Below are 25,144 nucleotides of genomic sequence, written 5' to 3' on the forward strand. Positions count from 1 at the left end.
GTCAGCTGTGCGCGTGCAGGGGCTTGCCGGCCAGCGCCAGGTGCGCCTCGCCCAGGGCCTCGCTCTGCGTGGGGTGCGCGTGGATCAGGCTGGCCACGTCGTCGGCCTCGGCCTCCCAGTTGTAGATCAGCTGGGCCTCGGCGATGAGCTCGCCGACCCGGCTGCCGACCATGTGCACGCCGACCACGGGGCCCTCCGGTGCCTGGACCAGCTTGACCGCGCCCTGGGTCTTGAGGATCTGGCTGCGGCCGTTGCCGCCGAGGTCGTAAGTGAGCACCTTGACGTCGCCGTAGCGCTCCTTGGCCTGGGCCTCGGTGAGGCCGACCGAGGCGACCTCGGGCTCGGAGTAGGTGACCCGGGGGACGCCGGCGTAGTCGATGGGCGCCGGCTCCAGCCCGGCCAGGCGCTCGGCGACGAGGATGCCCTCGCCGAAGCCGACGTGCGCCAGCTGCAGACTGGGGACGAGGTCGCCCACGGCGGAGATGGTCTCCACGTTGGTGCGCATGTACTGGTCGACGAGCACGTAGCCGCGCTCCATCGCCACGCCGGCCTCCTCGTAGCCCAGGCCCTGGCTGACCGGGCCGCGGCCGACGGCGACGAGCAGGAGCTCGGCCTCGATCTCCTTGCCGTTCTCCAGCGAGACCGTCACGCCGTTCTCGGTGGTCTGCACGCCGGAGACCTTGCTGCCCAGCTCGAAGTTGATCTTCCGGCGGCGGAAGGCGCGCTCGAGCAGCTTGGAGGAGGACTCGTCCTCCAGCGGCACCAGGTGCGGGAGGGCCTCGACGATCGTCACGTCGACGCCGAAGGACTTCCACGCGCTGGCGAACTCGCAGCCGATCACGCCGCCGCCGAGGATGACCGCCGAGGTGGGCACGTGGTCCAGGCTCATCGCGTGGTCGCTGGTGAGGACCTTGGTGCCGTCGATGTCGATGCCCGGCAGGGTGCGCGCGTAGGAGCCGGTGGCCAGCAGCACGTGCTTGCCCTCGTAGCGCTGCCCGGCCACCTCGACGGCGGTGGGGGAGACCAGCCGGCCCTCGCCCTCGACGTACTGGATGCCGCGGCTCTTGATCAGCCCCTGCAGGCCCTTGTACAGCCGGGAGACGACGCCGTCCTTGTAGGCGTTGACGCCGTCCATGTCGATGCCGGCCAGCGACGTCTTGACGCCGAACTGCTCGCCCTCGCGGGCACTGTCGGCGATCTCGCCGCTGTGCAGGAGCGCCTTGGTGGGGATGCAGCCACGGTGCAGGCAGGTGCCGCCGACCTTGTCCTTCTCGATCAGGACGACGGACAGGCCCAGCTCGGCGGCGCGCAGGGCTGCGGCGTAGCCACCGGAACCACCGCCGAGGATGACCAGGTCGGCGGGCGAGGTGGGTGCGCTCACGAGTCTCTCCTCGGGTGCCGGGGTCCCGCCCGTTCACACGCGCGGGGGATGATGCCCGCCCATCCTGCCACCCCGGGAACGCGGCGGCGGAACGCACCGTTGGCAGCGCGGACGTCGCGACCCGAGCGCGACCCGGGAGGGACGGGAGCGGGCATGGGCCTGTGGGGCCGGCTGCGCCGGCGGACGCCGAGCCGTGGGACGCCGGACCGCAGCACGCTGGATCGTGCTGCCGGCCGGGGTGACGTCGCCCACCTGGAGCAGTTCGTCGCCACCCGGCGCGGTGTGGAGGGGTACGTCGAGCCCCGGACGGCGGTCACCGAGACCACGATCGTGCTGGTGGCCGCGGACGGCGAGTGGACCCGGCGCCGCATCGACGGGCCGGAGACCGCGCGGCGGCTGTCCCGTGAGCTCGGGATCCCGGTGTACGACGCCCAGGTCACCGGCTACCCGCAGCGCATGCGCGACTGGACGGCGCGCCAGCGCCGGGACCGCCCCTGACGGTGGCCGCCCCGGCACCTCACCGGGCGACGAGGTCCTCGATGGCGGCCAGCAGGGTGCGCACGGGGACGCCGGTGCCGCCCTTGGGCGTGTAGCCCCACGGCGCACCGGTGTTGTAGGCGGGGCCGGCGATGTCGATGTGCGCCCAGGGCAGGCCCGCGGGCACGAACTCGGCCAGGAAGTGCGCGCCGACGAGCATGCCGCCCATCCGGTCGGCGTTGGCGTTGACGAAGTCCGCTACGGGAGAGTCGATGCCCCGGCGCAGTTCGGCCGGCATCGGCATGGCCCACATGGCCTCGCCGCTGCGGGCCGAGGCGGCGACGACGGCGTCGCGCATCTCGTCGCTGCCCATCACGCCCGCGGTCCGCGAGCCCAGCGCCACCAGCTGGGCGCCGGTGAGGGTGGAGGTCTCCAGGATGACGTCGGGGGAGTCCTCGGCCGCGCGGGCCAGGGCGTCGGCCAGGACGACGCGGCCCTCGGCGTCGGTGTTGGTGATCTCGGCCTTCTTGCCGTTGCGGAAGGTCACCACGTCGGCGGGGCGGTAGGCGGTCCCGCTGGGCAGGTTCTCCGCGATCGGCACCGTCGCGGTGAGCTCGACCGGCAGGCCGAGCCGGGCGACCAGGCAGGCGGTGGCGATCACGGCGGCGGCGCCGGCCATGTCGCTGGTCATGTGGTGCATGTTCGCGGCCGGCTTGATCGATAGGCCGCCGCTGTCGAAGGTGATCCCCTTGCCGACCAGGGCGACCCGCGTGCGCGGCCGCTTGCCGCTGTAGGCCAGCCGCAGCAGGCGCGGACCGCGCGCGGAGCCCCCACCGACGGCGAGCACCCCGCCGTAGCCGCCGGCGGCCAGCGCCGCCTCGTCGAGCACCTCCACGGCCAGCCCGGCCTGCTTGCCGGCGGCCGCACCGCGGGCGGCCAGCTCGGCGGGGTACAGGTCGTTGGGCGGGGTGTTCACCAGGTCGCGCACCAGGGCGACGGCCTCGGCGACCGCCCGGGCGCGCTCCAGCGCGGCCTTGGCGGCGCCGGCGTCGGGGACGACGACGGTGAACTCGCGCGGCGGCGTGGGTCGGCCGTCGAGGTCGGACTTGTAGGCGGTGAACTCGTAGGCGCCGAGGAGGCTGCCCTCCCCGACGGCGTGCAGGCGCTGGTCGTCCGGCGTCCCGCCGACGGCGGCCAGCAGGGTGACCAGCGAGCGGCGGCCGGCCAGTGCCCGGCTGGCGGCACCGGCCGCCCGCCGGACCGCTTCGGCGGTGTACCCGCCCTCGGGCCGGGGCGCGCCCAGGCCGACGGCGGCGACCACCGGGAAGGGGCCCTGGCCCAGCGAGGCGACGCGGGTGACCTCGTCCTCCGCACCCCGGGCGCCCAGGTCGGCCAGGGCGCTCATCAGGCGACCGCCCAGCAGGCGGTCGACCGCCTCCGCGCCCGGTGTCGGCAGCAGGCCGCCGGGGCCCTTGCCGATGCCGACGACGACGGCGTCGGCGCGGGTCTTCTCGAGCGGGCGGTCGGTGGCGGAGATCGTCGGCGGCACCGGACGATCGTAGGAGGACCGGCCTGCCCCCGCGCCTCGCAGGTCGGCCGCGGGACCCGGCGGCGTCGCCGCGTTAGCGTGCCGTCCGTGACCGCGCCGATGCCGACCCGCACCTCGCCCCTGCACGACCGGCACCTGGCGGCCGGCGCCAAGCTGGCCGACTTCGGCGGCTGGTCGATGCCGATCGAGTACGCCGGGGGTGGCGTGCTGGCCGAGCACGAGGCGGTCCGCACCGGGGTCGGGCTGTTCGACGTCTCCCACCTGGGCACCGCGACGGTCCGCGGGACCGGTGCCGCGGCGTTCGTCGACAGCTGCCTGTCCAACGACCTCTCCCGCATCGGTCCGGGCCAGGCGCAGTACACGATGTGCTGCCTGCCCGACGGTGACCCGCGGGCCGGTGGCGTGGTCGACGACCTGATCGTCTACCTGCACGGGCCCGACGACGTCCTGCTGGTGCCCAACGCCGCCAACGCCGCCGAGGTCGTGGCCCGGCTGGCCGACGCCGCCCCCCCGGGGGTGACGGTCACCGACCGGCACACCGAGGTCGCCGTCCTCGCCGTGCAGGGCCCCCGCTCGCTGCCGCTGCTGGCCTTCCTCGGGCTGCCCGGTGAGCTGCCCTACATGTCCTTCGTGACCGGCCTGGGCGGCGGCTCGGCCGAGGTCACCGTGTGCCGCACCGGCTACACCGGCGAGCACGGCTACGAGCTGCTGGTGGGCGCCGAGCACGCCGGCGAGCTGTGGGACGTGCTGGTCGAGCACGGCCGCGACGAGGGGCTTCGGCTGTGCGGGCTGGGTGCCCGGGACACCCTGCGCACCGAGATGGGCTACCCGCTGCACGGCCACGAGCTCTCACCCGACATCACCCCGGTGCAGGCCCGCGCCGGCTGGGCGGTGGGCTGGCGCAAGCCGGCCTTCTGGGGCCGGGCTGCCCTGCTGGCCGAGAAGGAGGCCGGGCCGGCGCGCCTCCTCTGGGGCCTGCGCGCACCGGGCCGGGGGATCCCGCGGCCGGGGATGGCCGTCCTCGACGCCGGCGGGGCCCGCGTCGGTGAGGTCACCAGCGGCACCTTCTCGCCGTCCCTGCGCACCGGCATCGCCCTGGCCCTGCTGGACACCGCGTCCGGCGCGGGCGAGGACAGCGAGCTGGCCGTGGACGTGCGCGGGCGGCCGCAGCCGGTGCAGGTGGTGCGGCCGCCCTTCGTGCCCTCCCGCGTGCGCTGAAGAAGGACCACCCTCCCCCCCACGCCTCGCTGCGCTCGGCGCGTGCCCCTGGAGGGTGGCCGTTCCAACAGCTCACTCTCAGCCCGCGTTCTTGTGGGTGGGGTCCTTGTCCTCCTTCGAGGGCTCGGGCTTGTCCGGCAGGCTGTCGGCGACGACGGCGTCCCGCTCGCCCATCGGCGCCGGCGGGCCCTCGGTGGTGTCCTGCGCGGTCTGGTGCTCGGCCTCGGAGTTGATCTCCGCGCCGAGCAGCAGCAGGTAGCAGGTGATGTACAGCCACAGCATCAGCACGATGACGCCGGCGATCGTCCCGTAGGTCTCGTTGTACGAGCCGAACCGGTCGACGTAGAAGCTGAACGCCACGCTGACCAGGGCCCAGACGACGGTCACCACCACCGCGCCGAGGCTGACCCAGCGCAGCTTGGGGGCGTCCCGGTCCGGTGCCACCCGGTACAGGACGGCGAGCGACCCGGCGAACACCCCGAGCAGCAGCACCCACCGCGCCACCTGGGTGAGGACGGTGGCGAACGGCCCCAGCGGCAGGGCGTCCAGCACCACCGGGACGACGGCCACCAGGCTGAAGGTGACCAGCACGAAGACGATGGCGCCGAGGGTGAGCACCAGGGAGGTCGCCCGCAGCTTGACGAAGTTGCGGGTCTCGACCTCGTCGTAGGCCAGGTTGACCGCGGTGATCAGGTTGCCCATGCCGCCGGAGACGCTCCACAGCGCGCCGGCCAGCGAGACGACCAGGCTGAGGCTGAGCGCGCCCCCGTTGCCGGTGGCCAGGCTGCGCAGCTGCTCGCCGATGAGCTGCGCCGCCTCCTCGGGCAGCTGCGCGGAGAGGTCCTCGATCTGGCGGGTGACCGTCTCCGGTGAGGCGACCAGGCCGTAGAGGGAGATGGTCGCGATCAGCGCCGGGAAGATGGACAGGAAGCCCCAGAACGCCACGCCGCCGGCGATGATCGGCATGTTGTCGGCGTTGTGCTCGGCCCACGCCCGCTTGAGGATCTGCTTCCAGCCCCGCCAGGGGATCTCCGTCGGCGTGTCCGCGGTGATCCCGGGCAGCCGGTCCTCACCGGGTGCTCCCGGCGGGGGCCGGTCGGCCTGCGGGTGCGGCGCGCGGGCCTCGGCGGCCTTCGCGGCCGCCCGCCGGGCCGCCTTCTCCTCGACCCGCTCCCTGATCCGGTCGACCGCGCTCTCCCGGGGCCTGGTGCTGCTCACGTCAGTCGCCCGGCCAGTTGCCGGTCAGCTTGGTGAAGCCGCGGGCGCCGAGCCGGTCGATGGCGGCCTTGGTCGCGGCGAAGATGGCCCCCTGCAGGGCCGCGGCGAGCACGACCTCGCGCATCCGGTACTCGCTCTGCAGGGCGTCCGGTGCGTCGTCCTCGTCCGACAGGCGCTTCCACACCTGCTTGAACACCGCTCCGGACACGACACCGGCGAGGACGCCGCCGAGCAGGCCGATCGGCCGGTAGACGAGCTTGGCCCCGGTGCTGCTCACCGCGTCCTCCTCGCGGCCCGCCGAGCGCGGGTCCGCTCCGCCGTCCGGCGTGCCGCCCGCTTCGCGGCCTTCCGCGCGGTCCTGCGGGCCGCCTTCTCCGCCGCGGCCTGACGGGCGGCGGCCACCCTGACCTCCCGCTTCGCCCGGCGCGCGGCCCGGCGGCGGTCCCGGGTGCTGCGCCGCCACACCAGCAGGCCGAGCAGCGCGGCCAGGCCGGCCCCGGCGCCGATGACCGCAGGCGGGTTCTCCCGGTAGGTCTCGACCGCGGTGTCCCGGGCGCGGAAGGCGCTCTCCCGGGCCCGCTCGGGGACGTCGAGGCGCTGCGACAGCTCGTCGACCGTGCGGCCGAGCTGCTCGCGGGTGGCCTCGATGTCGGCCTTGATGGCGTCCGGGTCGTTCGGCGTCGCGCCGCGGGCCGACGTCCGGTCCCGCCCGTCGGCGCCGGAGCTGACTGGTGTGCTCACCGGCGTGCACTCTCCTTCACGGTCGCGATGTCGGCCTTGGTGCTGGCGATGGCCTCGGTGGGCACCGGCGGTGCGCCCTTCTCGACGTCCTTCTTGCCGACCAGCGCCAGCACGCCGGCGACGGCGAACAGCACCACGGCCACGACGAGGGCGGCGAGCCAGGCGGGCAGCACCAGGGCCAGGGCGAGGACGGCGGCGGCGACCAGGACGGCCAGGCCGAGGAAGGCGAACAGCCCGGCACCGCCGAACAGCCCGGCACCGCCGAAGAGCCCGGCGCCGACGCCCAGCCGCTTGGCCTTCTGGGCGACCTCCGCCTGCGCGAGCCGGGCCTCGTCGCGCACCAGCCGGCTGACCTGCTCGGTCAGCTGGCCGATGAGCTGGCCGGTCGAGGCGTCCGCGGGGGCGGGGGGCGGGGTGGGCGCGCGGCTGGCGCCCACCGTGGGGTCGGTCATCGGTCCTCCGAACCGGGCAGCGGTGTCGAGGTGCTCACATGCCCCCGATGATCGCCCGGGTAACCCCCTGCCGGCACCCGGGCGTCGCCGCCCGCCCGGCCGCCGAGCACATAGCCTGCGGCCATGAGCTGGTACTGGCGGCTGGAGGACCCCACGGGGGCGGTGATGGACCCCGCCGAGGTCGGGGTGGAGGTCCCGCAGGCGGACAACCAGGGTGACGCGGAGTCCTGGCTGGGGGAGAACTGGCGCGGCCTGCTCGAGCGCGGGGTCGCCACGGTGACCCTGTTCGACGGGGACCGGCGGGTCTACGGCCCGATGGGCCTCGCCCCCGCCTGAGCCTCGACCTCCATCGGAGGTCGAGGCCAGGCGAGGGACGGGAACGGCCCCCTCGTAGGGCCCTGCGCCGAGCGGAGATCGGCCCCCTCGCAGGGTCCCGCCGCGAGCCTGCGAGTGACGGGGGGCGAGGGGGTCCTTCCTGGGGGGCAGGAAGGTCCTTCGTCAGCCGCGGGCGGTCTTGGCGGGATCGCGCTCGACCACGTCGCCGAGGACGTCGTCGATGCGGGCGAGCACGTCGGCGTCGAGGGTGACCCCGGCCGCCGCCACGTTGTCGTGCACCTGCTCCGGCCGCGTCGCCCCGATGATCGCCGCCGCGACGTTGCGGTTCTGCAGCACCCAGGCGATGGCCAGCTGGGCCATGGACAGGCCCAGGTCGTCGGCGACCGGCCGCAGCTGCTGGACCCGCGTCAGGACGTCGTCGGTCATGAACCGCTGGATGAACCGGCCGGCGTCCGGGTCGCTGGCCCGGCTCCCCGGCGGCGGCTGCTCACCGGGCACGTACTTGCCGGTCAGCACGCCCTGTGCCAGCGGCGACCAGACGATCTGCGACACGCCCTCCCGTTCCGAGGTGGGCACGACCTCGGCCTCGATGACCCGCCAGAGCATCGAGTACTGCGGCTGGTTGCTGATCAGCTGGACGCCGAGGTCGCGGGCCAGGGCGGCGCCCGCGGCGATCTCCTCGGCGTTCCACTCCGAGACGCCGATGTAGAGCACCTTGCCGGCCCGGACGAGGTCGGCGAAGGCGGTCATCGTCTCCTCCAGCGGCACCGTCGGGTCGTAGCGGTGCGCCTGGTAGAGGTCGACGTAGTCGGTCTGCAGCCGCCGCAGCGAGGCGTGGCAGCTCTCCACGACGTGCTTGCGGGACAGCCCGCGGTCGTTGTGCCCGGGGCCGGTGGGCCAGTAGACCTTGGTGAAGACCTCCAGGCCCTCGCGGCGCTGGCCGGCCAGCGCGCGGCCGAGCACCGACTCGGCCCGGGTGCCGGCGTAGACGTCGGCGGTGTCGAAGGTGGTGATGCCGGCGTCGAGGGCGGCGCGGACGCAGGCCTGGGCCGCGTCCTCCTCGACCTGGCCGCCGTGGGTGAGCCAGTTGCCGTAGGCGATGGCGGAGATGGAGAGGCCGGAACGGCCCAGTCGTCGGGATTCCACGCCGTCCGACGCTAGTGGAAGGACCCTCCTGCCCCCCACCGCTCGCAGGCTCGCGGCGGGACCCTGCAGGAGGGCCTCTCAGACGCGGGCGCCGAGCGGGACGGTGGCCTTGGGGAACCGCCAGCGGCGCACCATCGTGGCCCGGGTGACGCCGTACCAGACCAGGCTGCGCATCTTGTGGTCCTGGCCGGGGAAGCGCTCCAGCACCGCCCTCTTGATCCGCCGGCCGAGCACGAACGAGTCGACGATCATCACGGCGAAGAAGACCAGCCAGAGGGACACCGAGTAGGAGCGCACCGGCTCGGGCAGGAAGTTGCCGAACAGCACCAGGGCGGCCACGAGCAGGAAGAAGCTGCCGGCGTTGCGGCGGGCGTCGACGACGTCGCGCACCAGCTTGCGCACCGGGCCGCGGTCGCGGGCCGGCAGGGCGACCTCCTCGCCGCGGGCGGCGCCGGCGCGGGTGGCCCCCCGCGCGCCCGCCGGCTGCTCCCGCATCCGCTTCCACGCCTCCTTGCGCGTCCGCGGCGGCGGCGGGGGAGGGCCGGGACGGCGGCCCTGGGCCTCGTGGCGCTTGGGCGTGGGCCGGCCCTTGCCCCCGGCCTTCACGAGCTGCGGGGTCAGGTCTGCGGCGGGGTCGGGCGCGGCCTCGGTGCGGTCCCGGCGCCCGGGCAGGCGGAGCTTCACGGCCTCCACTCTACGGGTGACCCCGCTCGCTCCAGGTCCGCGCGAGCACCGACGCCGTACAGTGGGAAGAGGCTCCGCTCCGGCGGCGTTGGCCTGCTGCAGGACGTGCCGCAGCAGGCACCCTCGAACGTGGGAGGACTTCCAACATGACGGTGCAGGACACCACGGCCACCGGCGTCATCCTCAGTGACCCGGCTGCCGCGAAGGTCAAGGCGCTGCTGGACCAGGAGGGTCGCGACGACCTCCGCCTGCGCATCGCCGTCCAGCCCGGCGGTTGCTCAGGCCTGCGCTACCAGCTCTTCTTCGACGAGCGGTTCCTCGACGGCGACCAGACCTTCGAGTTCGGTGGCGTCGAGGTCATCGTCGACCGGATGAGCGGCCCGTACCTCGGGGGCGCGGTGATCGACTTCGTGGACTCGATCGAGAAGCAGGGCTTCACGATCGACAACCCGAACGCGGGCAGCTCCTGCGCCTGCGGCGACAGCTTCAGCTAGCGGGAGGGCCCCTCCGCAGAGGGGCCTGGTCGGAGGCCCGGTCCCCCTCGGGGGGCCGGGCCTCCGTCGTCTCCGGCTACAGCCGGACGGGGTAGACCGTCTCCGGGACGTCGGGGGTGATGCGCTGCTCGACGAAGACGCCGTGCCAGACCATGAAGACCAGCAGCGTCCACAGCTTGCGGGACAGGTCCACCGGCGAGCCGGCCCGCTGGTTGTCCCGGTGCTCGTCGAGCATCCACAGCACCTGCCGGCGGTCCAGCCACTCGTCGGTCTGGCTGTCCTCGACCACCTGCCGCGCCCAGTCGTGCAGGTCCTCGGCCAGCCAGTGCCGGGTGGGCACCGGGAAGCCGAGCTTGCGCCGGTTGAGCACGTGCGGCGGCACGACCTGCTCCAGCGCCCGGCGCAGCGCGTACTTCGTCGTCTCCTTCGTGACGCGCTGGCCGACCGGCAGCGTGCCGGCCACCGCGAACACCTCGGGGTCCAGGAACGGCACCCGCAGCTCGAGGGAGTTGGCCATGGTCATCTTGTCGGCCTTGACCAGGATGTCGCCGCGCAGCCAGGTGAACAGGTCGACGTACTGCATGGCGGTCACGTCGTCGTAACCGGCCGCGCGGGTGCGCTCGTAGAGCTCCCGGGTGACCGCGACGTGGGACAGGTCGGGGTCGCGCCGCTCGAGGAAGCCGAGCTCGGAGTCGCGGAAGATGCGGGCGTTGCCGTAGTAGCGCTGTTCCAGCGGGATGGACCCGCGGCGCAGCAGGTCCTTGCCGCGCATGCCCTCGGGCAGCCGCGCCGACAGCGCGCCCAGCGCCCGGCGGACGCCGCCGGGCAGCCGGTCGAAGGCGGCCAGCGACAGCGGTTCCCGGTAGATGTTGTAGCCGCCGAACAGCTCGTCGGCGCCCTCGCCGGACAGCACCACCTTGACGTGCTTGCGCGCCTCGCGGGCGACGAAGTACAGCGGCACGAGTGCGGGGTCGGCGACCGGGTCGTCGAGGTACCAGACGACCAGCGGGATGGCGGCGGCGAACTCCTCGGGCGTCACGACCTTGGTGACGTGCTCGACACCGATGGCGGCCGCCGACTCCGCGGCGACGTCGATCTCGGAGAACCCCTGCCGCTCGAAGCCGACCGTGAAGGTCATCAGGTCGGGGTTGTACCGCTTGGCCAGCGCCGCGATCGCGGTGGAGTCGATGCCGCCGGACAGGAACGACCCGACGGTGACGTCGGCGCGCATGTGCACCCGCACGGAGTCGTCGAGCACCTGGGCGATCCGGTCGTAGAGGCCCTGCTGCTCCTCCGGCGCGACCGGCCGGACGGGGAAGGAGGGGTGGAAGTAGCGGGAGGTGTGCAGCTCGCCGTCCACCACGGTGAAGCTGGTGCCGCTCTCGATCCGCCGGATGCCGCGGTGCAGCGTCGCGGGCTCGGGCACGTACTGCAGCGTCAGGTAGTGCTGCAGGGACGCCGAGTCCACCCCGCCGGCGCTGTCGGTGCCGCCGAGCAGCTCCAGCACGGCCTTCTTCTCTGAGCTCACGACCAGCGCGCCGTCGGCCAGGCGGGCGGTGAACAGCGGCTTGATGCCGAACGGGTCGCGCGCGCCGAACGCCGTCCCGGTGCGGGTGTCCCAGATGACGAAGGCGAACATGCCGCGCAGCCGCCGGACGACGTCCTGGCCCCAGTAGTGGTAGCCGGCGACGATCGCCTCGGTGTCGCCCTCGGTGCTGAACCGGGCGCCCAGCGCCGCGAGCTCCTGGCGCAGCTCGACGTAGTTGTAGATCTCGCCGTTGAAGACGATCCGGTAGCGGCCGTCGGCGTAGGGCATCGGCTGGTGGCTGTGCTCGATGTCGATGAACGACAGCCGGTTGAAGCCGAAGGCGACCCGCGCGTCGCTCCAGACCTGGGTCTCGTCGGGACCGCGGTGCCGCAGGCAGTGCAGGGCCTCCTGCACCTCCTTGACCCGGGTGTCGTCGACGCGGTCGGCGTCGGTGGACAGGTAGGCGAGCAGGCCGCACATGGCGAGGGGTCTCCGGGAGGTCGATCGTGTGCCGGCGGTCGGTGCCGCGGCAGGGTCAGACGCGCTGGCCGGCGCGGGTCGTGCGGGTCGCGTGGCGCTCGGCGACGAAGGACAGGATCGGGACGGTTCCGGCCACCAGGGTGAGAACCGTGCCGCGCAACGTCCAGGAGGCGCGCAGGGCGAGGTCGCACGCGGTCAGGAAGAAGACGAAGTACAGCCAGCCGTGCAGGGTGCCGAGCACCTCGGCCGGCTGGGCGACGCCGCCCAGGTACTTGACCGGGACGGCGACGAGCACCAGGGCGACGAGCAGCACGCCGACGACCCAGGCCATAACCCGGTAGCGGGTCAGCGCGGCGGGGACGTCGCGTCCCACCCGTCGGGCCAGCGCGCGGGGCAGCCGCGACGCCGCCGCCGGTTCAGCCACGGTCGGCCCGCTGCCGCAGCGCCTTCTCGTTGAGCTCGGCGAGGTAGGCGTTGTAGGCGGCCAGCTCGGGGTCGCCGGAGGTGTCGATGCGCGGCTTCTGGTAGAGCACCACGGCGCTGCCCGGCTCGTCCTCGTCGGGGTCCCGGTGGACCTCCTCGCGGCACATGCGCACGTAGAACCACAGGCCCATGAAGCCGTACAGCGGCCACTGCAGCGCGTAGCTCCAGTTGACCGCTCCGCCGCCGGCCTCGGCCTTGGTCAGCTGCCAGTGGCCGAGGTAGAAGGTGGCCACGAACAGGGCGGCCACGACCAGGTGCGCGAGCACCCAGCGGGGGGTCAGCAGCCGGGACAGCACGGCCTCGACTCTAACCGCCGGGGGACCCGTCCCGGGCTGTCCGTGAGCCAGGCCACCGTGGTCCCGGGTACCGGCCCCGGCGCCCCCGGGCGGTCGGGGCGCCGTCCTCCTCCGGGCGCCCCGGAGCCACCCCGTCGCCGTCGTGTCTCCGGTCGCCGGCCGCCGTGCGGGGTCGGATACCCTCGCCGCAGACTGTGGTCGGCACAGGCGCCGTTCGCCGGGTACGGGCCCGAGGGCTCCCGGCGAGACCGTCCGGTGCTCCGGACGAGGACGAGGAGGCAGCGAGCAGTGGCTCGAGGCAGCAGGCTCGCGCGGGTGTCCGCGCTCGGTCTCCTGGGGGCGCTGGCCCTCACCGGCTGCACCCCGAACAACGAGTTCTGGCGCTGGGGCTGGCCCGACGGGGTGACCGACGAGGCCTACGAGATGCGCACCCTGTGGATCTGGTCGGTCATCGCGGCCCTGATCGTGGGCTTCGCCGTGTGGGGCCTCATCGGCTGGTCGGTCGTCCGGCACAAGAAGCGCAGCGACGAGCTGCCCAAGCAGACGGCGTACAACCTGCCCCTGGAGATCGTGTACACGATCATCCCGTTCCTCATCATCGCCGGGCTGTTCTTCTTCACGGTGGTCGTGCAGAACCGGGTCCAGGAGCGCAGCACCGACCCCGACGTGACGATCGCGGTCAACGCCTTCAAGTGGAACTGGCAGTTCGTGTACCCGGAGACCACCGGGGACGACGGCGAGCCGGTCAACACGGTCGGCACCAGCGACGAGGTCCCGATCCTCGTCCTGCCCACCGACCAGGACATCCGCTTCGAGGTCGCCTCCGCCGACGTCATCCACTCCTTCTGGGTGCCGGAGTTCCTCTTCAAGCTCGACGTCATCCCGGGCAACGAGAACGGCCGGGACAACGTCTTCGAGGTGACCGTCCGCGAGGAGGGCGCCTTCGTCGGCCGCTGCGCCGAGCTGTGCGGCACCTACCACGCCTACATGAACTTCGAGGTGCGAGCGGTCTCCCCGGCCGACTACGACGCCTACCTGGCCGCCCGTGAGTCCGGGCTGAGCAACTTCGACGCCCTGGAGAGCATCGGCCAGCCGGGGGCGGCGACCAGCACCACGCCGTTCGACCTCATCGACGACGCGCAGCGGGCGGACGGCTGACGTGACCGGCACCCGGGCACCGCACACCCCGCAGGAGGGACGGCCGTGAAGGTCGAAGCGCTCATCTTCAACGCCCTCGGCGTCTTCTGCATCGTCGTGGCCGCCGTCTACGGCATCTGGTCCCGGGAGCCGATCGGCACGACCGCCCTGGCCCTCTCCGGTGGCCTGGTGTTCCTCGTCGGCGGGTTCTTCTGGTTCGTCTCCCGGCGCATCGACCCCCGCCCGGAGGACCGCAAGGACGCCGACATCGCCGACGGCGCCGGTGAGCTCGGCTTCTTCAGCCCCGGCAGCTACTGGCCGCTGGGCATCGCCCTGTCGGCCGGCCTGATGGGCCTCGCGCTGGCCTTCTTCTACGTCTGGCTCATCGTGATCGCCATGGCGGCCATCTTCATCACCGTCGGCGGCCTGCTGTTCGAGTACTACGTCGGGCAGAACGCCCAGGGCTGAGCACCTCCGACTCCAGGGCCCCTCCCCGCCACGGCGGGGAGGGGCCCTCGTCGTGTGCGGGGCCCGTCCACGCCCTGTGCCGCCCGCAGGCGGTTTAGAGCCGGCGGTGCGCCCTTCTCCAGGTGCCGGGCGCACACCGACGCCGCTGAGGCGCCCGTCCGCCCTCAGCCGTCACTGGGGTGCCACCCGCCCACCCGGGACCCCGAGGACCCGGCGCCGCGCCCGGCACGCGCCGTGCAGCCCGTGCCGTGCCGTTCCTGCCCCGCGCAGGTGGGGTGAGTCCGCCACCGAGGGCAGCGGCGTCGCCGCCGGTGTCCCGTCCTGCCCGCCACGGGGTCGCCGGCTCCGAGGAGTGCGCCGGCCGCCGGCGCCGTCGGCACGGCTGGGTGCACGGTCCGTCGTCGTCCCGCGGGGGCTCCTGCGGCTCCTGGGAGCCTCGTCGTCGTCCGCGGGCCCACGCCGGACCGGGAGGGGTGGACGCCGGCCCCGCCGTCCCCGGCGCCCAGCAGGGAGCTCCGGGGCACGACCCCGTCTGCAGGGGCCCCGCGGGAGCGCTGCACGGGAGGTCGTGGTGGCTCCGCAGGGGGAGGGCCACCACCGCCCGTCCCCCCACGACGCGGAAGGGCCCCGACGGGGTGTCCGTCGGGGCCCTTCGCGTTGCTGCGGGTGACTAGTCGCGCGGCTCCTGCGGCCGGCCACCGTCCGAGGGGCGACCGGAGGTGGTGAGCTCACGGGACTCCGCCGCGGACAGGCCGCGCTCGTCGCGCCGCTGCTCGAGCTCCACCTGCACCGGCTCCTCGATCGGCGAGAAGAACCCGCGGATGGCGCGGCGGGCGCCACCCACCTGGTTCATCCGCTTGGGCACCGGAGCCCCGCCGTAGGCCAGCTGGCCGTGGCCGTGCTCGTCGACCGGGCCGAGGGGCTGGTGCACCTCGATGAACTCACCGTGCGGCAGCCGCCGGATGACACCGGTCTCCAGGCCGTGCTCGAGGACCTCCCGGTCGTGCTTCTGCAGACCCAGGCAGATCCGGTAGGTGATCAGGTAGACGATCGGCGGGAGGATGACCAACCCGATCCGCCCGGCCCAGGTCATCGCGTTGAGGCTGATGTCGAACTTCTCGGCGATGACGTCGTTGCCACCGGAGAACATGAGCACCACGTAGAAGGTCAGCGACATCATGCCCAGCGAGGTGCGCACCGGCACGTCGCGCGGACGCTGCAGCAGGTGGTGCGACGCCTCGTCGCGGGTCAGCACCCGCTCGATGACCGGGTACAGCGCCAGGAGCGTGAAGATGATGCCCGGCAGCACGACCGTGGGCCAGAACAGCGCCGGGATCGTGTAGTCCCCGGGCAGGTTGATGTCCCAGGCCGGGAAGAGGCGGGTGGACCCGTCGAGGAACATCACGTACCAGTCCGGCTGCGACGCGGCGGACACCTGCGCCGGGTTGTACGGACCCCACAGCCACACCGGGTTGATCTGCACCAGACCACCGAGCGCGGCGCAGACGCCGAACACGATGAAGAACAGCCCGCCGGCCTTGACCGCGAACGCCGGGAAGAGCCGGTTGCCGACCACGTTGTGCTCGGTCCGCCCCGGGCCGGGGAACTGGGTGTGCTTCTGCTTGACCAGCATCAGCAGGTGCACCGCGATCAGGCCGAGGATGATCGCCGGGACGATCAGCACGTGCACGATGTACATCCGGCCGAGGATCTCCTCGCCGACGTAGTCACCGTCGAACACCGCCCAGTGCACCCAGGTCCCGACGACCGGGATGGACAGGATGATCGCGCTGACGATGCGCAGCCCGGTGCCGGACAGCAGGTCGTCGGGCAGCGAGTAGCCGGTGAAGCCCATGGCGAAGGACAGCACCAGCAGGGCGACACCGATCAGCCAGTTGGTCTCCCGCGGCCGGCGGAAGGCGCCGGTGAAGAAGATGCGCAGCAGGTGGACCACGATCGCGGCCACGAACAGCAGCGCGGCCCAGTGGTGCAGCTGCCGGATGAACAGACCACCGCGGACGTCGAAGGAGAGCTTGAGCGAGGACTCGTAGGCGGCGGTCATCTCCAGGCCGCGCATCGGCGCGTACGTGCCCTCGTAGACGACCTCGGTCAACGCCGCGTCGTAGTAGAAGGTCAGGTAGGTGCCGGAGAGCAGCAGGATCACGAACGAGTAGAGCGCGATCTCACCGAGCAAGAACGACCAGTGGTCGGGGAAGACCTTGTTCAGGGTGCGACGGAGCGGGCCGGCGACGATCAGACGGTCGTCGACCTCCAGCGCCGCCTTGCCCAGGGGCGTGGTCGGGACACCCGGCGCTGTGGCGGTACGGGCCATCAGATGCGCTCCCGGTTCCAGTAGGTGGGGCCAACAGCTTCAATGTAGTCACTACGCGCAACGAAGAAGCCCTCGTCGTCGACGGTGATCGGCAGCTGGGGCAGCGGGCGGGTGGCCGGGCCGAAGACGGGCTTGGCGCCCTGGGTCACGTCGAACTGCGACTGGTGGCACGGGCACAGGATCCGGCTGGTCTCCTGCTCGTACAGCGACACCGGGCACCCGGCGTGGGTGCAGATCTTGGAGTAGGCCACGTAGTCGCCGTAGCCGAAGTCGTCCTGGCCCTGGCGGGGCTGCTCGACCGAGACCTGCTCCGGGCGCAGCCGGATGAGCATGGTGGCCGCGTCGGCCTCCAGGTTGCCGCCGGGGACGGCCGGGAAGACCGTCTCCAGCGACCCGGGCTGCTGGTCACCGGGACGGATCGGGCTGCCGTCGTCGCGCAGCAGGCGCGTCCCCTCGGCCCAGCTGGTGGTGCCCAGCGGGTTGCCGACGTTCGGGTTGCGGATCAGGCCGCCCAGCGGCATGAGCAGCATCAGCCCGACCCCGCCGCCCATGAAGACCAGCGAGCGGGTGATCAGCTTGCGGCGGGCCAGGCCGTAGGTGTTCAGGCCGCCCAGGAGGGACGCGCCGGTGGTGACCCGGTCGAAGTGCGACCCGTCGTGCTTGTCCTGCACCGCGGTCTCGTGCGGGAGGAGCTTCTTGGTGAACAGCACCATGCCGACCCCGACCAGGGTGAGCGACAGCCCACCGAGCCCACCGATGAGCGGGGTGAACAGCGCGCTCCACCCGCCCTCGGTGATGTCCCACTGCCAGTCGGGGAGGAACCACCCGGAGCCGACGTAGACGACGAAGGCCGCGAACGCCGACAGGCCGGCGAGGGCGAACGTCATCGACACCTGCCGGACGGCCGCCTTCTCCAGCCGGGAGCCCGGCTCCGGGGCCGGGTCGACGTGCAGCACCTGCACGCCGTCGTAGCGGGCACCGAGGAGGTCCAGCTCCTCGCGCGTCATCGTGGCGAGGCGCTCGGGGGTGTAGTCCTCGTCCGGCCCGCCGTGCAGCGGGCCGGGGGTGTCCGAGCCGCCGGTCGACCCGGGCGCGGTGTGCGGGGCGCTCACGCCTTGCTCCCCATCCAGAAGATGCCGAACAGCAGCGCGGCCACGCCGACGACCCAGATCACGACGCCCTCGGCGACCGGGCCGATGCGCCCGATGCCGGCACCGCCCGGGTCGGCCTGCTCCTTGACGGTCTGGATGTAGTTGATGATCGAGCGCTTCTCCTCGGGGGTGAGCTGGTTGTCCCCGAAGATCGGCATGTTCTCCGGCCCGCTCAGCATCGCGCTGTAGATCTCGAGGTCGTTGGCGTCCTCGAGGCTGGGCGCCCGCTTCCCGGAGGACAGCGCGCCGCCCTCGCCGACGAAGTTGTGGCACTGCGCGCAGTTGAGCCGGAACAGCTCCCCGCCCTCGGCCAGGTCACCGTCGCGGAGGTCCCCCGACGGGAGGGTGGGACCGCCGCCGTTGGCCTGGATGTAGGCCATCAGCTGGTCGATCTCCTCGTCGTTGAAGACCGCCGGCTTGTCCGGGGCCTGGGCCTCCTGGCGGACCAGCGGCATGCGGCCGGTGTGCACCTGGAAGTAGACGGCGGCCTCGCCCACGCCGATGAGCGAGGGCCCGCGGGTCGGCACGCCCTCGAGGTTCTCGCCGTGGCAGGTGATGCAGCTGCGCTCGTACAGCTCGCGGCCGGCGGCCTCGGCCGAGGACTCGCTCTGGATGGCCTCCTCGGTCGCGTGCGCCGGGGACAGCGCCGAGTACAGCGCGCCGGTGAGGACGAGGCCGGCCATCAGGCCGGCCACGTTGGCGACGCGGCGGCGGTGCCGCGACCGCCGCCGGGCGCGGGCCGCGGCAGCGGGGGAGCCGTCGGTGGGACGGCGGGACCAGCGGCGCAGGCCGCGGGGAACGCCCTCCTCAGCGGGGGCGACGGACTGCGGGTTCGGAGTGGACACCGTTTCCCTAGCGGATCAGGTAGATCGTGGCGAAGAGCCCGACCCACACGACGTCGACGAAGTGCCAGTAGTAGGAGACCACGATGGCCGAGGTCGCCTGCGCGGGCGTGAACCGGCCCATGGTGGACCGGATGAGCAGGTACACGAAGGCGACGAGGCCCCCGATGACGTGCAGCGCGTGGAAGCCGGTCGTCAGGTAGAAGACCGATCCGTAGGTGGAGCTGGAGATGCTGGTGCCGTGCTCGACGACCAGCACCCGGTACTCGTTGGCCTGGGCGAGGACGAAGACCAGGCCCATCACGAAGGTGATCGTGAACCAGCGCCGCAGGCCGTACACGTTGCCGTTCTCGGCCGCGAACACCCCGAGCTGGCAGGTGACCGAGGAGGCCACCAGGATGATCGTGAAGAACGCCGCGTAGGGCAGGTTCAGCTCGGTCGGCTCCGGCGGCCACCCCTCGGTGGCCCGCGCGCGGGCCGTGAAGTACATGGCGAAGAGGCCGGCGAAGAACATCAGCTCGCTGGAGAGCCAGATGATCGTGCCGACGCTCACCAGGTTCGGTCGGGTCAGCGAGTGCACCCGGGAGGTGTCGAAGGTGCCGCCCGCCAGGGGAGCCGTTGTCACGGGGCCCATCATGGCACCGGTTTCGCGGAGGCACCGCCCGCGGGTGGGATGTCGGGGCGCGGCCGTGACCTCCCCGATACCCGGTCGGCGTCCTGACCGGTCGACCGACGCCCTGCCACTACGCTCGCCGCCGTGAGCGACGCCACCCCGGCCACCGTCCTGGTCTACAGCTCCCGGTCCGACGTGCGGGCCGCCGTGCGCCTCGCGGTGGGCCGCCGCCCCGCCGCGGACGTCGGCCCCCTGACCTGGATCGAGTGCGCCACGGCCGACGAGGTCGTGCAGACCGTGGACGGCGGTGGCGTGGACCTGTGCGTGCTCGACGGGGAGGCCCAGCCCACCGGCGGTCTGGCGCTGGCCCGCCAGCTCACCATGGAGGTCGCCGACCGCCCGGCGCTGTGCGTCCTCATCGCCCGCCAGCCCGACCGCTGGCTGGCGCACTGGTCGCAGGCCGAGGCCACCCTGCCGTTCCCGGTCGACCCGCTCACCGCCCCCGCCGTCGTCGCCGGGGTGCTGCGCGACCGGGTGGGACGGCGCCCGGTCACCCGGTGAGCGGCGGACCGACCTGGCCGGCCCTGCTGACCCGCCTGCTGGCGCGGGAGGACCTCGCGGCCGCGGACACGTCCTGGGCGATGCGCGAGGTGATGGCCGGCGAGGCCAGCCCCGCGCAGATCGCCGCCTTCGCCGTCGCGCTGCGCGCCAAGGGCGAGTCGCCGGCCGAGGTCACCGGGCTGGCCGAGACGATGCTCGAACGCGCCGTCCCCGTGGACCTGCCGCTGGACTGCGTCGACATCGTCGGCACCGGTGGTGACGGCGCCCACACCGTCAACATCTCGACGATGGCGGCGGTGGTCACCGCCGCGGCGGGGGTCCCGGTGGCCAAGCACGGCAACCGGGCCGCGTCGTCGTCCTCCGGGGCCGCGGACGTGCTCGAGGCGCTGGGGGTGGTCATCGACCTGCCGGCGCCCGCGGTGGCGCGCTGCGTGCAGGAGGCCGGGATCGGGTTCTTCTTCGCGCCGCTGTTCCACCCCGGGTACCGGCACACCGCCGTCCCACGGCGGGAGATGGGGATCGGCACCGTCTTCAACTTCCTCGGCCCGCTGGCCAACCCCGCGCGGCCGAAGGCGGCGGCGATCGGCTGTGCCGACGCCCGCATGGCCCCGGTGCTGGCGGAGGTGCTGGCCGGGCGCGGGACGCGCGCGCTGGTGTTCCGGGGCGACGACGGCCTCGACGAGCTGACCACCGCCACCACGTCGTCGGTGTGGGTGGTGCGCGGCGGCGAGGTGGTCCCCGACCGGGTGGACCCCGCGGCCCTGGGGCTGGCGCCGTCGGCGGTCGACGCGCTGCGCGGCGGCGACCCGGCGGTCAACGCCGACGTGTTCCGCCGGGTCGTCGGTGGCGAGCGGGGCCCGGTCCGTGACGCGGTGCTGCTCAACGCCGCGGCCGCGCTGGTCGCCCACGACGAGCGGGCCGGGCGGCTGCACGACGCCCTGGCGGCCGGGATGGCGCGCGCCGCGGAGGCGGTCGACGACGGCCGAGCCGCGGCGCTGCTGGGCCGCTGGGTCTCGGTCAGCCGCTCGCTGCGCGACTGAGGAAAGGGCCTCAGTCGAGGCCGATGGAGAAGGCCGCCTCCAGGTCGTGCCGGGAGTAGGCGCGGAAGGCGATGTGCGTCTCGGTCTCCAGCACGCCGGGCACCTTGTTGATCCGCCCGGCGATCACCTCGGCCACCTGCTCGAACTCGCGGACGCGGACGACCGCGATGAGGTCGACCTCGCCGGCGGTCGAGTAGACCTCGCTGACCCCGTCGAGGTCGGCGACGGCCTCGGCCACCTCGGGGATCGCGTCCGTGGCGGCGTCGATCATGACGATGGCGGTGATCACGCCGGGGATCGTAACCGGGCGGCCGGGGCGCCGGCCGGTCCGCGGGACACCCGCTCGGGGCGGGCGCGGGTGCCCAGGGAGCGGCCGTCGGCGAACGGGTCGAGCCCGGCCCGGCCGGCCTCGACGCGGTCGAGGAAGTCGGTGTACCCGCCGGTGCCCGGGACCGGACAGGCCAGCGTCCCGTCGACCTGCACCAGCCGCGTGCCGGGCCTCTCCATCCAGCGCAGCACCAGCTCGGTCTCCTCGACCGTGGCGGCCAGCTCGCCGTCGGGGCCGGTCGTGGTCTCGGCCGTGGCGAGCAGCCCGTCCAGGGTGGCCCGCACGGAGCTGCCGCGGGCCGCGCACCCGGCGGCCACCAGCCGACCCCGGCGGACGACGGACAGCTGCCAGCCACCGTCGCCGTCCGGGCGGGCGAGGACCAGCTCGGGGACCGCGGCGAGGGACTCCAGGCGCTGGCGCCGGCGCACCGCGCGGACCAGCACGGCGACGCGGTCGCGCAGCACGGCGGCGTCCTCGTAGCGTTCGTCGGTGGCCAGCCGGTCCACCCGCGCCAGCAGCGGCGCGAGCAACCGGTGGGGGTCGGCGGCCACCGCCGTCCGCAGCACCGCGGTGACGGTGCCGTACTCCTCGACGGACTGCGCGCCGGTGCAGGGCGCGCCGCAGCGGCCCATGCCGGCCAGCGCGCAGGCGGTGCCGAGCACGCGCACCGACAGCCGGCCGGTGCACTGGCGCAGCGGCAGCGCCTCGTGGACGGCGGCCACCGCGGCGTCGGCGGCGCGCCGGTGCGGGAAGGGCCCGAGGAAGACCCCCGCGCCGGGGCGCACCCGGCGGACGACGGACAGCCGCGGGAACGGCTCCTCGGTGAGCCGCACCCACAGCGCCCGCTCGGGGAAGCGGGAGCGGCGGTTGTAGCGGGGCTTGTGCTCGGCGATGAGCCGCAGCTCGCGGACGGCGGCCTCCAGGTCGTGCGCGCACGGGATGGCGTCGACCCGCCGGGCCAGGGCCACCATCTCGGTCATCCGGCTGCGCTGCTCGCCGGCGGTGAAGTAGCTGCGCACCCGGGTGCGCAGGTCGCCCGACGTCCCGACGTAGAGCGGCTCGTCGCGGGGACCGCGGAACAGGTAGACGCCCGGGCCGTGCGGCACGTCGTCGGCCAGGTGGCGCTTGCGCAGCCGGTGCGCGTCGACCTGGCGGGTCAGCCCGGTCAGTTCCTCCAGGCTGGTGACGCCGAGCGGGCCCAGCCGCTCGAAGAGCCCGTGCAGCACGTCGACGGTGGCGCGGGCGTCGGCCAGCGCGCGGTGGCAGGGCTCGGTGCTGGTGCGGAAGAACGGCGCCAGGGTGGCCAGCTTGCAGTTGGGCACCTCGTCGCGGCTGAGCAGCCGGCGGGCGAGGACGGCGGTGTCGACGGAGGCCGCGGCCGGCCACGGGACGCCGGTCTGGGCGCAGGCGGCCCGGAGGAAGCCGAGGTCGAAGGGCGCGTTGTGGGCGACCAGCACCGCGCCGTGGGCGAACTCCAGGAACTGCGGGAGGACGGCGTCGATGCGGGGGGCGGCGGCCACCATCGTCGAGGTGATGCCGGTGAGCACGCTGATGTAGGGCGGGATCTCGCAGCCCGGGTCGACCAGGGTCTGGAACTCACCGAGGACCTCCCCGCCGCGCACCTTGACCGCACCGATCTCGGTGATCGCGCAGTCCTTCGGCGACCCGCCGGTGGTCTCCAGGTCGACGACGACGAAGGTCACGCCCGCCAGCGGCGTGCCGAGCTCGTCGATGGTGGCCTGCTGGTAGCGGGGCAGCCCGACGGCGGCGGCGCGCGCGGCCGTCCCGGCCAGGCGGGCGGGGGAGAGCGGCACCGGCCGGGGAGAGGAGGGGCGCACGGGGCGGACGGTAGGTCGGGCGGCCGACAGTCCCGGGACGGCGCGCCGGGTGGGTGTCTCACCCGGGAGGGGAGGGACCCGGGCGCAGGGCTGGCCCCCGGGCACCGCGCCGGTCACCATCGGGGTGGTCCGAGCCCGGTCCAGGACACGTCGCGGGGGTGGTCGATGCGCCGGGGGACCCTGGCCGCGGCGGTGGTGGCCGCCCTGGTGTTCGCGCCGGCTCCCGCGCTGGCGGCGCCCGGCGACCTCCCGGCCGGCTCGGCCAGCCTGCTGGACAGCCCCGAGCTCGACGAGCTGCAGCGGCGCGCCGCCGCGGTCCAGGCCGACCTGCAGCGGCGCCAGGCGCGGGTGCTCGAGGCGCGCGCGGCCCTCGACGCCGCCCGCAGCGCCGCCGAGCAGGCGCAGGCCGACATCGCCGCGGCCGACGCCGAGCTGGCCCGGGCCCGCGCCGAGGTGGCCCGGCACGCGTCGGCCGTGTACCGGGACGCGGGGGAGGTCACCGCCCTCAGCGTGCTGCTGGGCGGTGGTGGGCCGGCCGACGTCGTCGCCGCGGCCGGCCTGCTCGACGCCGCGGAGCGGCACGCCGCCGCCGTGGTGGGCGCCGCCGAGCGCCGGCGCCAGGAGGCGGCGGCCCGGCGGTCGGAGGCCGAGGAGGTGCAGGCGACCGCGCGGGCCCGCGCCACCGAGCTGACCGGGCAGATCGCGGAGCTGGAGGCGGCCGCGGCCGCGGCGACCCGCGACCTGGAGGCCGCCGTCGCGGCGGCCGACCGCGAGCTCGGCCGTCAGCGGGAGGAGCAGCGCGCTGCCGGCCGGGCGGCGGCCGCCGCCTGGCAGGACCGGCTCGGCCGGCTGGCCGCGGCCGGCGTCGACCCGCCGCCCGCCGCGGCGCTGCGCGACCCGGCGGCCGGTGCGCCGGAGGGGCTGGTGCCGCTGCCCGCGGCCGACGGAGGCGTGCAGGCCGGGGCGGCCCAGCTGCCCGGCTCGCCGCTCGTCGTCCTGCCCGCCGAGACCGTCACCGCGGTCAGCGCCGCCGTCGCCGCCCTGGACGAGCCCTACGCGGCCGGGGCGACGGGGCCGGCCGCGTGGTCCTGCGGCGGCCTGGTGCAGGCCGTCTACGCCGCGGCCGGCGTCGACCTCCCGCGCGGTCAGGCGGAGCTCTACGCGGTCACCACCCCGGTCGACCGCGCCGACGTGCTGCCGGGTGACCTGGTCTTCCTCGGCGGGCGGGCGGCCGGGCTGGGCAACGTGGGCATCGCCGTCGACGGGAGCACCGTGCTGGCTGCCGACGCCCGCGCCGGGGCCGTGGTCGTCGGCCGTCCCGCGGCCGAGCGGGTGCTGGCGGTGGGGCGGCCCAGCCTGGGGCAGCGCGCGGCCGTCGCGGCACCGGGACCGTCCGCCGGGGTCCTGCCGGTCGAGTGCGGCGCCGTCCGCCACCCGCCGTCGACGTCCGGGGGGAACGCGTGGGGCGGGTTCCCCAACGGCCTGATCCCGCCGGGCTCGATGTGCTCGCTCGGGGTCGCCGGGCACCTGCTGCGCTGCGACGCCGCGGCTGCCTACCGGGAACTGGCCGCCGCCTTCGCCGTGGCCTTCGGGCGCCCGCTGTGCACCACCGACTCCTACCGGACCTACGCCGCCCAGGTGCGCCTGTACGGGGAGAAGCCGGAGCTGGCCGCCGTGCCGGGCACCAGCGAGCACGGCTGGGGGCTGGCGGTCGACCTGTGCGGCGGGATCGAGCGGTTCGGGACGCCGGAGTACGCCTGGATGGTGGCCGAGGCCGGCCGCTTCGGCTTCGTCCACCCGGGTTGGGCCGACCAGGGCGGTGGGCGCGAGGAGCCCTGGCACTGGGAGTACGCCGGCGGGTGAGCCGGAAGTGTCGGTGCCCGCTCCTAGCGTCGGGTCCGGATCGAGCGGGGGCCACGGGGCCCGCGACGGGGCCCGGCCAGCAGAGGAGTGACCACCGTGTTCATCGACTGCGACACCTGCACCGCCCGCGGCACCGGCTGTGGGGGTTGTGTCCTCACCGTGCTGCTGGGGGCGCCGCCGGGCTGGCAGGGGTCCGACCCGGTGGTGGTGCCGCTGGCCGGCCGGCGGGACGACGGGCTGACCGCCGAGGACGTGGTCGTCGTGCCGCGCCCCGGGACGGTCGTGGAGTTCGACGAGGTGGAGCGCCGCGCCGTCCGGGTGCTGGCCGACGCCGGGCTGGTGCCCCCGCTGCGCCACCAGGCCCCGCCGCGCGCGGTCCCGGCGCGACGCCCGGCGCCCGGACGGCGGGCCGGCGGCAGCGCCCGGCGGCGCACCGGCTGACCCCACGGGGGGCGGTGAGGGCGGGCGGGTCCTCCTAGGATCGGTCG

27 protein-coding genes are annotated in these 25,144 nt (G+C 74.3%); 10 read left to right on the forward strand and 17 right to left on the reverse strand.

Going from position 1 to position 25,144, the window contains the following annotated elements:
- Position 1 precedes the first annotated feature (1 nt).
- On the reverse strand, positions 2-1,381 hold the full coding sequence (gene lpdA / locus RTG05_RS08335) for a dihydrolipoyl dehydrogenase (RefSeq protein WP_166528255.1): 1,380 nt from the start codon (positions 1,379-1,381) through the stop codon (positions 2-4).
- A 153-nt stretch (positions 1,382-1,534) separates the two neighbouring features.
- Here lpdA and RTG05_RS08340 point away from each other — a divergent pair, with 153 nt between their 5' ends.
- On the forward strand, positions 1,535-1,879 hold the full coding sequence (locus RTG05_RS08340; protein ID WP_166528256.1) for an oxidoreductase: 345 nt from the start codon (positions 1,535-1,537) through the stop codon (positions 1,877-1,879).
- A gap of 19 nt (positions 1,880-1,898) precedes the next feature.
- Here the strand turns inward: RTG05_RS08340 and RTG05_RS08345 are convergent, their stop codons facing one another.
- The gene (locus RTG05_RS08345) at positions 1,899-3,407 is read right to left on the reverse strand and encodes a leucyl aminopeptidase (protein WP_166528257.1); all 1,509 of its coding nucleotides are present in this window, start codon (positions 3,405-3,407) and stop codon (positions 1,899-1,901) included.
- Between the two features lie 87 nt (positions 3,408-3,494).
- On the opposite strand from RTG05_RS08345, the gene gcvT reads away from it, so the two are divergent.
- The gene (gene gcvT / locus RTG05_RS08350) at positions 3,495-4,625 is read left to right on the forward strand and encodes a glycine cleavage system aminomethyltransferase GcvT (protein WP_315912433.1); all 1,131 of its coding nucleotides are present in this window, start codon (positions 3,495-3,497) and stop codon (positions 4,623-4,625) included.
- Positions 4,626-4,703: 78 nt separating this feature from the next.
- Here the strand turns inward: gcvT and RTG05_RS08355 are convergent, their stop codons facing one another.
- Genes RTG05_RS08355 through RTG05_RS08370 form a run of 4 tightly spaced genes read right to left on the reverse strand, consistent with a single transcriptional unit; the run spans position 4,704 to position 7,036 of the window.
- Complete coding sequence (locus RTG05_RS08355; RefSeq protein WP_166528258.1) at positions 4,704-5,843, reverse strand: YihY/virulence factor BrkB family protein; 1,140 nt, start codon at positions 5,841-5,843, stop codon at positions 4,704-4,706.
- A 1-nt stretch (position 5,844) separates the two neighbouring features.
- Complete coding sequence (locus tag RTG05_RS08360; RefSeq protein WP_166528259.1) at positions 5,845-6,120, reverse strand: DUF4235 domain-containing protein; 276 nt, start codon at positions 6,118-6,120, stop codon at positions 5,845-5,847.
- Positions 6,117-6,584: a DUF3618 domain-containing protein gene (locus RTG05_RS08365; protein ID WP_166528260.1), complete on the reverse strand. Its 468-nt coding sequence runs from the start codon at positions 6,582-6,584 to the stop codon at positions 6,117-6,119. The genes RTG05_RS08360 and RTG05_RS08365 overlap by 4 nt, the downstream gene beginning before the upstream one ends.
- Positions 6,581-7,036 (reverse strand): phage holin family protein, encoded by a 456-nt coding sequence (locus tag RTG05_RS08370; protein ID WP_315912434.1) that lies wholly within the window; start codon positions 7,034-7,036, stop codon positions 6,581-6,583. The genes RTG05_RS08365 and RTG05_RS08370 overlap by 4 nt, the downstream gene beginning before the upstream one ends.
- A 123-nt stretch (positions 7,037-7,159) precedes the next feature.
- Between RTG05_RS08370 and RTG05_RS08375 the strand changes: the two genes are divergently transcribed.
- Positions 7,160-7,372, forward strand: a complete 213-nt coding sequence (locus RTG05_RS08375; RefSeq protein ID WP_166528261.1) for a hypothetical protein — start codon at positions 7,160-7,162, stop codon at positions 7,370-7,372.
- A gap of 162 nt (positions 7,373-7,534) precedes the next feature.
- Here the strand turns inward: RTG05_RS08375 and RTG05_RS08380 are convergent, their stop codons facing one another.
- Positions 7,535-8,518, reverse strand: coding sequence for an aldo/keto reductase family protein (locus tag RTG05_RS08380; protein WP_166528262.1), 984 nt, complete (start codon positions 8,516-8,518; stop codon positions 7,535-7,537).
- 78 nt (positions 8,519-8,596) lie between these two features.
- Positions 8,597-9,202, reverse strand: a complete 606-nt coding sequence (locus tag RTG05_RS08385; RefSeq protein ID WP_166528263.1) for a DUF3043 domain-containing protein — start codon at positions 9,200-9,202, stop codon at positions 8,597-8,599.
- A gap of 146 nt (positions 9,203-9,348) precedes the next feature.
- Here RTG05_RS08385 and RTG05_RS08390 point away from each other — a divergent pair, with 146 nt between their 5' ends.
- Positions 9,349-9,696 carry a HesB/IscA family protein gene (locus tag RTG05_RS08390; protein ID WP_166528264.1) on the forward strand — a complete coding sequence of 116 codons (348 nt, stop codon included), beginning with the start codon at positions 9,349-9,351 and terminating at the stop codon, positions 9,694-9,696.
- A gap of 76 nt (positions 9,697-9,772) precedes the next feature.
- Here RTG05_RS08390 and asnB read toward each other — a convergent pair whose 3' ends face one another.
- Genes asnB through RTG05_RS08405 form a run of 3 tightly spaced genes read right to left on the reverse strand, consistent with a single transcriptional unit; the run spans position 9,773 to position 12,483 of the window.
- Positions 9,773-11,704, reverse strand: coding sequence for an asparagine synthase (glutamine-hydrolyzing) (gene asnB, locus RTG05_RS08395; RefSeq protein ID WP_166528265.1), 1,932 nt, complete (start codon positions 11,702-11,704; stop codon positions 9,773-9,775).
- 55 nt (positions 11,705-11,759) lie between these two features.
- On the reverse strand, positions 11,760-12,128 hold the full coding sequence (locus RTG05_RS08400) for a DUF3817 domain-containing protein (protein WP_166528266.1): 369 nt from the start codon (positions 12,126-12,128) through the stop codon (positions 11,760-11,762).
- The gene (locus RTG05_RS08405) at positions 12,121-12,483 is read right to left on the reverse strand and encodes a metalloprotease (protein WP_166528267.1); all 363 of its coding nucleotides are present in this window, start codon (positions 12,481-12,483) and stop codon (positions 12,121-12,123) included. Before RTG05_RS08405 ends, RTG05_RS08400 begins: the two co-directional genes overlap by 8 nt.
- Positions 12,484-12,798: 315 nt before the next feature.
- Between RTG05_RS08405 and coxB the strand changes: the two genes are divergently transcribed.
- On the forward strand, positions 12,799-13,641 hold the full coding sequence (gene coxB, locus RTG05_RS08410; RefSeq protein ID WP_315912435.1) for an aa3-type cytochrome oxidase subunit II: 843 nt from the start codon (positions 12,799-12,801) through the stop codon (positions 13,639-13,641).
- A 45-nt stretch (positions 13,642-13,686) separates the two neighbouring features.
- On the forward strand, positions 13,687-14,088 hold the full coding sequence (locus tag RTG05_RS08415; protein ID WP_166528269.1) for a cytochrome c oxidase subunit 4: 402 nt from the start codon (positions 13,687-13,689) through the stop codon (positions 14,086-14,088).
- Between the two features lie 670 nt (positions 14,089-14,758).
- Here RTG05_RS08415 and RTG05_RS08420 read toward each other — a convergent pair.
- The 4 genes from RTG05_RS08420 to RTG05_RS08435 are packed head-to-tail and all read right to left on the reverse strand — an operon-like array spanning position 14,759 to position 19,047.
- On the reverse strand, positions 14,759-16,420 hold the full coding sequence (locus RTG05_RS08420) for a cytochrome bc1 complex cytochrome b subunit (protein ID WP_208104862.1): 1,662 nt from the start codon (positions 16,418-16,420) through the stop codon (positions 14,759-14,761).
- The gene (locus tag RTG05_RS08425) at positions 16,420-17,532 is read right to left on the reverse strand and encodes a cytochrome bc1 complex Rieske iron-sulfur subunit (RefSeq protein WP_208104863.1); all 1,113 of its coding nucleotides are present in this window, start codon (positions 17,530-17,532) and stop codon (positions 16,420-16,422) included. The genes RTG05_RS08420 and RTG05_RS08425 overlap by 1 nt, the downstream gene beginning before the upstream one ends.
- The gene (locus RTG05_RS08430; RefSeq protein ID WP_208104864.1) at positions 17,529-18,416 is read right to left on the reverse strand and encodes a cytochrome bc1 complex diheme cytochrome c subunit; all 888 of its coding nucleotides are present in this window, start codon (positions 18,414-18,416) and stop codon (positions 17,529-17,531) included. The genes RTG05_RS08425 and RTG05_RS08430 overlap by 4 nt, the downstream gene beginning before the upstream one ends.
- Before the next feature lie 7 nt (positions 18,417-18,423).
- Positions 18,424-19,047, reverse strand: coding sequence for an aa3-type cytochrome oxidase subunit III (locus RTG05_RS08435; RefSeq protein WP_315912570.1), 624 nt, complete (start codon positions 19,045-19,047; stop codon positions 18,424-18,426).
- Positions 19,048-19,170: 123 nt separating this feature from the next.
- Between RTG05_RS08435 and RTG05_RS08440 the strand changes: the two genes are divergently transcribed.
- Together RTG05_RS08440 and trpD are read left to right on the forward strand one after the other, a co-directional pair.
- Entirely contained in the window at positions 19,171-19,587 is a 417-nt protein-coding gene (locus RTG05_RS08440) for a hypothetical protein (protein ID WP_166528271.1), read from the forward strand.
- Positions 19,584-20,627 carry an anthranilate phosphoribosyltransferase gene (gene trpD / locus RTG05_RS08445; protein ID WP_166528272.1) on the forward strand — a complete coding sequence of 348 codons (1,044 nt, stop codon included), beginning with the start codon at positions 19,584-19,586 and terminating at the stop codon, positions 20,625-20,627. The genes RTG05_RS08440 and trpD overlap by 4 nt, the downstream gene beginning before the upstream one ends.
- A gap of 10 nt (positions 20,628-20,637) precedes the next feature.
- Here trpD and RTG05_RS08450 read toward each other — a convergent pair whose 3' ends face one another.
- Both RTG05_RS08450 and RTG05_RS08455 read right to left on the reverse strand, forming a co-directional pair.
- Positions 20,638-20,916 carry an Lrp/AsnC family transcriptional regulator gene (locus tag RTG05_RS08450; RefSeq protein ID WP_166528273.1) on the reverse strand — a complete coding sequence of 93 codons (279 nt, stop codon included), beginning with the start codon at positions 20,914-20,916 and terminating at the stop codon, positions 20,638-20,640.
- Positions 20,913-22,793, reverse strand: a complete 1,881-nt coding sequence (locus tag RTG05_RS08455) for a DEDD exonuclease domain-containing protein (RefSeq protein ID WP_315912436.1) — start codon at positions 22,791-22,793, stop codon at positions 20,913-20,915. The genes RTG05_RS08450 and RTG05_RS08455 overlap by 4 nt, the downstream gene beginning before the upstream one ends.
- 165 nt (positions 22,794-22,958) lie before the next feature.
- Here RTG05_RS08455 and RTG05_RS08460 point away from each other — a divergent pair, with 165 nt between their 5' ends.
- Together RTG05_RS08460 and RTG05_RS08465 are read left to right on the forward strand one after the other, a co-directional pair.
- The gene (locus RTG05_RS08460; RefSeq protein ID WP_166528274.1) at positions 22,959-24,656 is read left to right on the forward strand and encodes a D-alanyl-D-alanine carboxypeptidase family protein; all 1,698 of its coding nucleotides are present in this window, start codon (positions 22,959-22,961) and stop codon (positions 24,654-24,656) included.
- A 96-nt stretch (positions 24,657-24,752) separates the two neighbouring features.
- Positions 24,753-25,097: a hypothetical protein gene (locus RTG05_RS08465; RefSeq protein ID WP_166528275.1), complete on the forward strand. Its 345-nt coding sequence runs from the start codon at positions 24,753-24,755 to the stop codon at positions 25,095-25,097.
- The last annotated feature ends 47 nt before the right edge of the window (positions 25,098-25,144 follow it).

The organism is Geodermatophilus sp. DSM 44513 (genome assembly GCF_032460525.1).
Lineage (GTDB): Bacteria > Actinomycetota > Actinomycetes > Mycobacteriales > Geodermatophilaceae > Geodermatophilus.

Bases quoted from the DNA above. Each gene is read 5' to 3' on its own strand.
- RTG05_RS08340 (WP_166528256.1), top strand. From the start codon at position 1,535: ATGGGCCTGTGGGGCCGGCTGCGCCGGCGGACGCCGAGCCGTGGGACG.
- RTG05_RS08370 (WP_315912434.1), bottom strand. From the start codon at position 7,036: ATGACCGACCCCACGGTGGGCGCCAGCCGCGCGCCCACCCCGCCCCCC.
- RTG05_RS08375 (WP_166528261.1), top strand. From the start codon at position 7,160: ATGAGCTGGTACTGGCGGCTGGAGGACCCCACGGGGGCGGTGATGGAC.
- RTG05_RS08390 (WP_166528264.1), top strand. From the start codon at position 9,349: ATGACGGTGCAGGACACCACGGCCACCGGCGTCATCCTCAGTGACCCG.
- asnB (WP_166528265.1), bottom strand. From the start codon at position 11,704: ATGTGCGGCCTGCTCGCCTACCTGTCCACCGACGCCGACCGCGTCGAC.
- RTG05_RS08420 (WP_208104862.1), bottom strand. From the start codon at position 16,420: ATGGCCCGTACCGCCACAGCGCCGGGTGTCCCGACCACGCCCCTGGGC.
- RTG05_RS08435 (WP_315912570.1), bottom strand. From the start codon at position 19,047: ATGGGCCCCGTGACAACGGCTCCCCTGGCGGGCGGCACCTTCGACACC.
- RTG05_RS08460 (WP_166528274.1), top strand. From the start codon at position 22,959: ATGCGCCGGGGGACCCTGGCCGCGGCGGTGGTGGCCGCCCTGGTGTTC.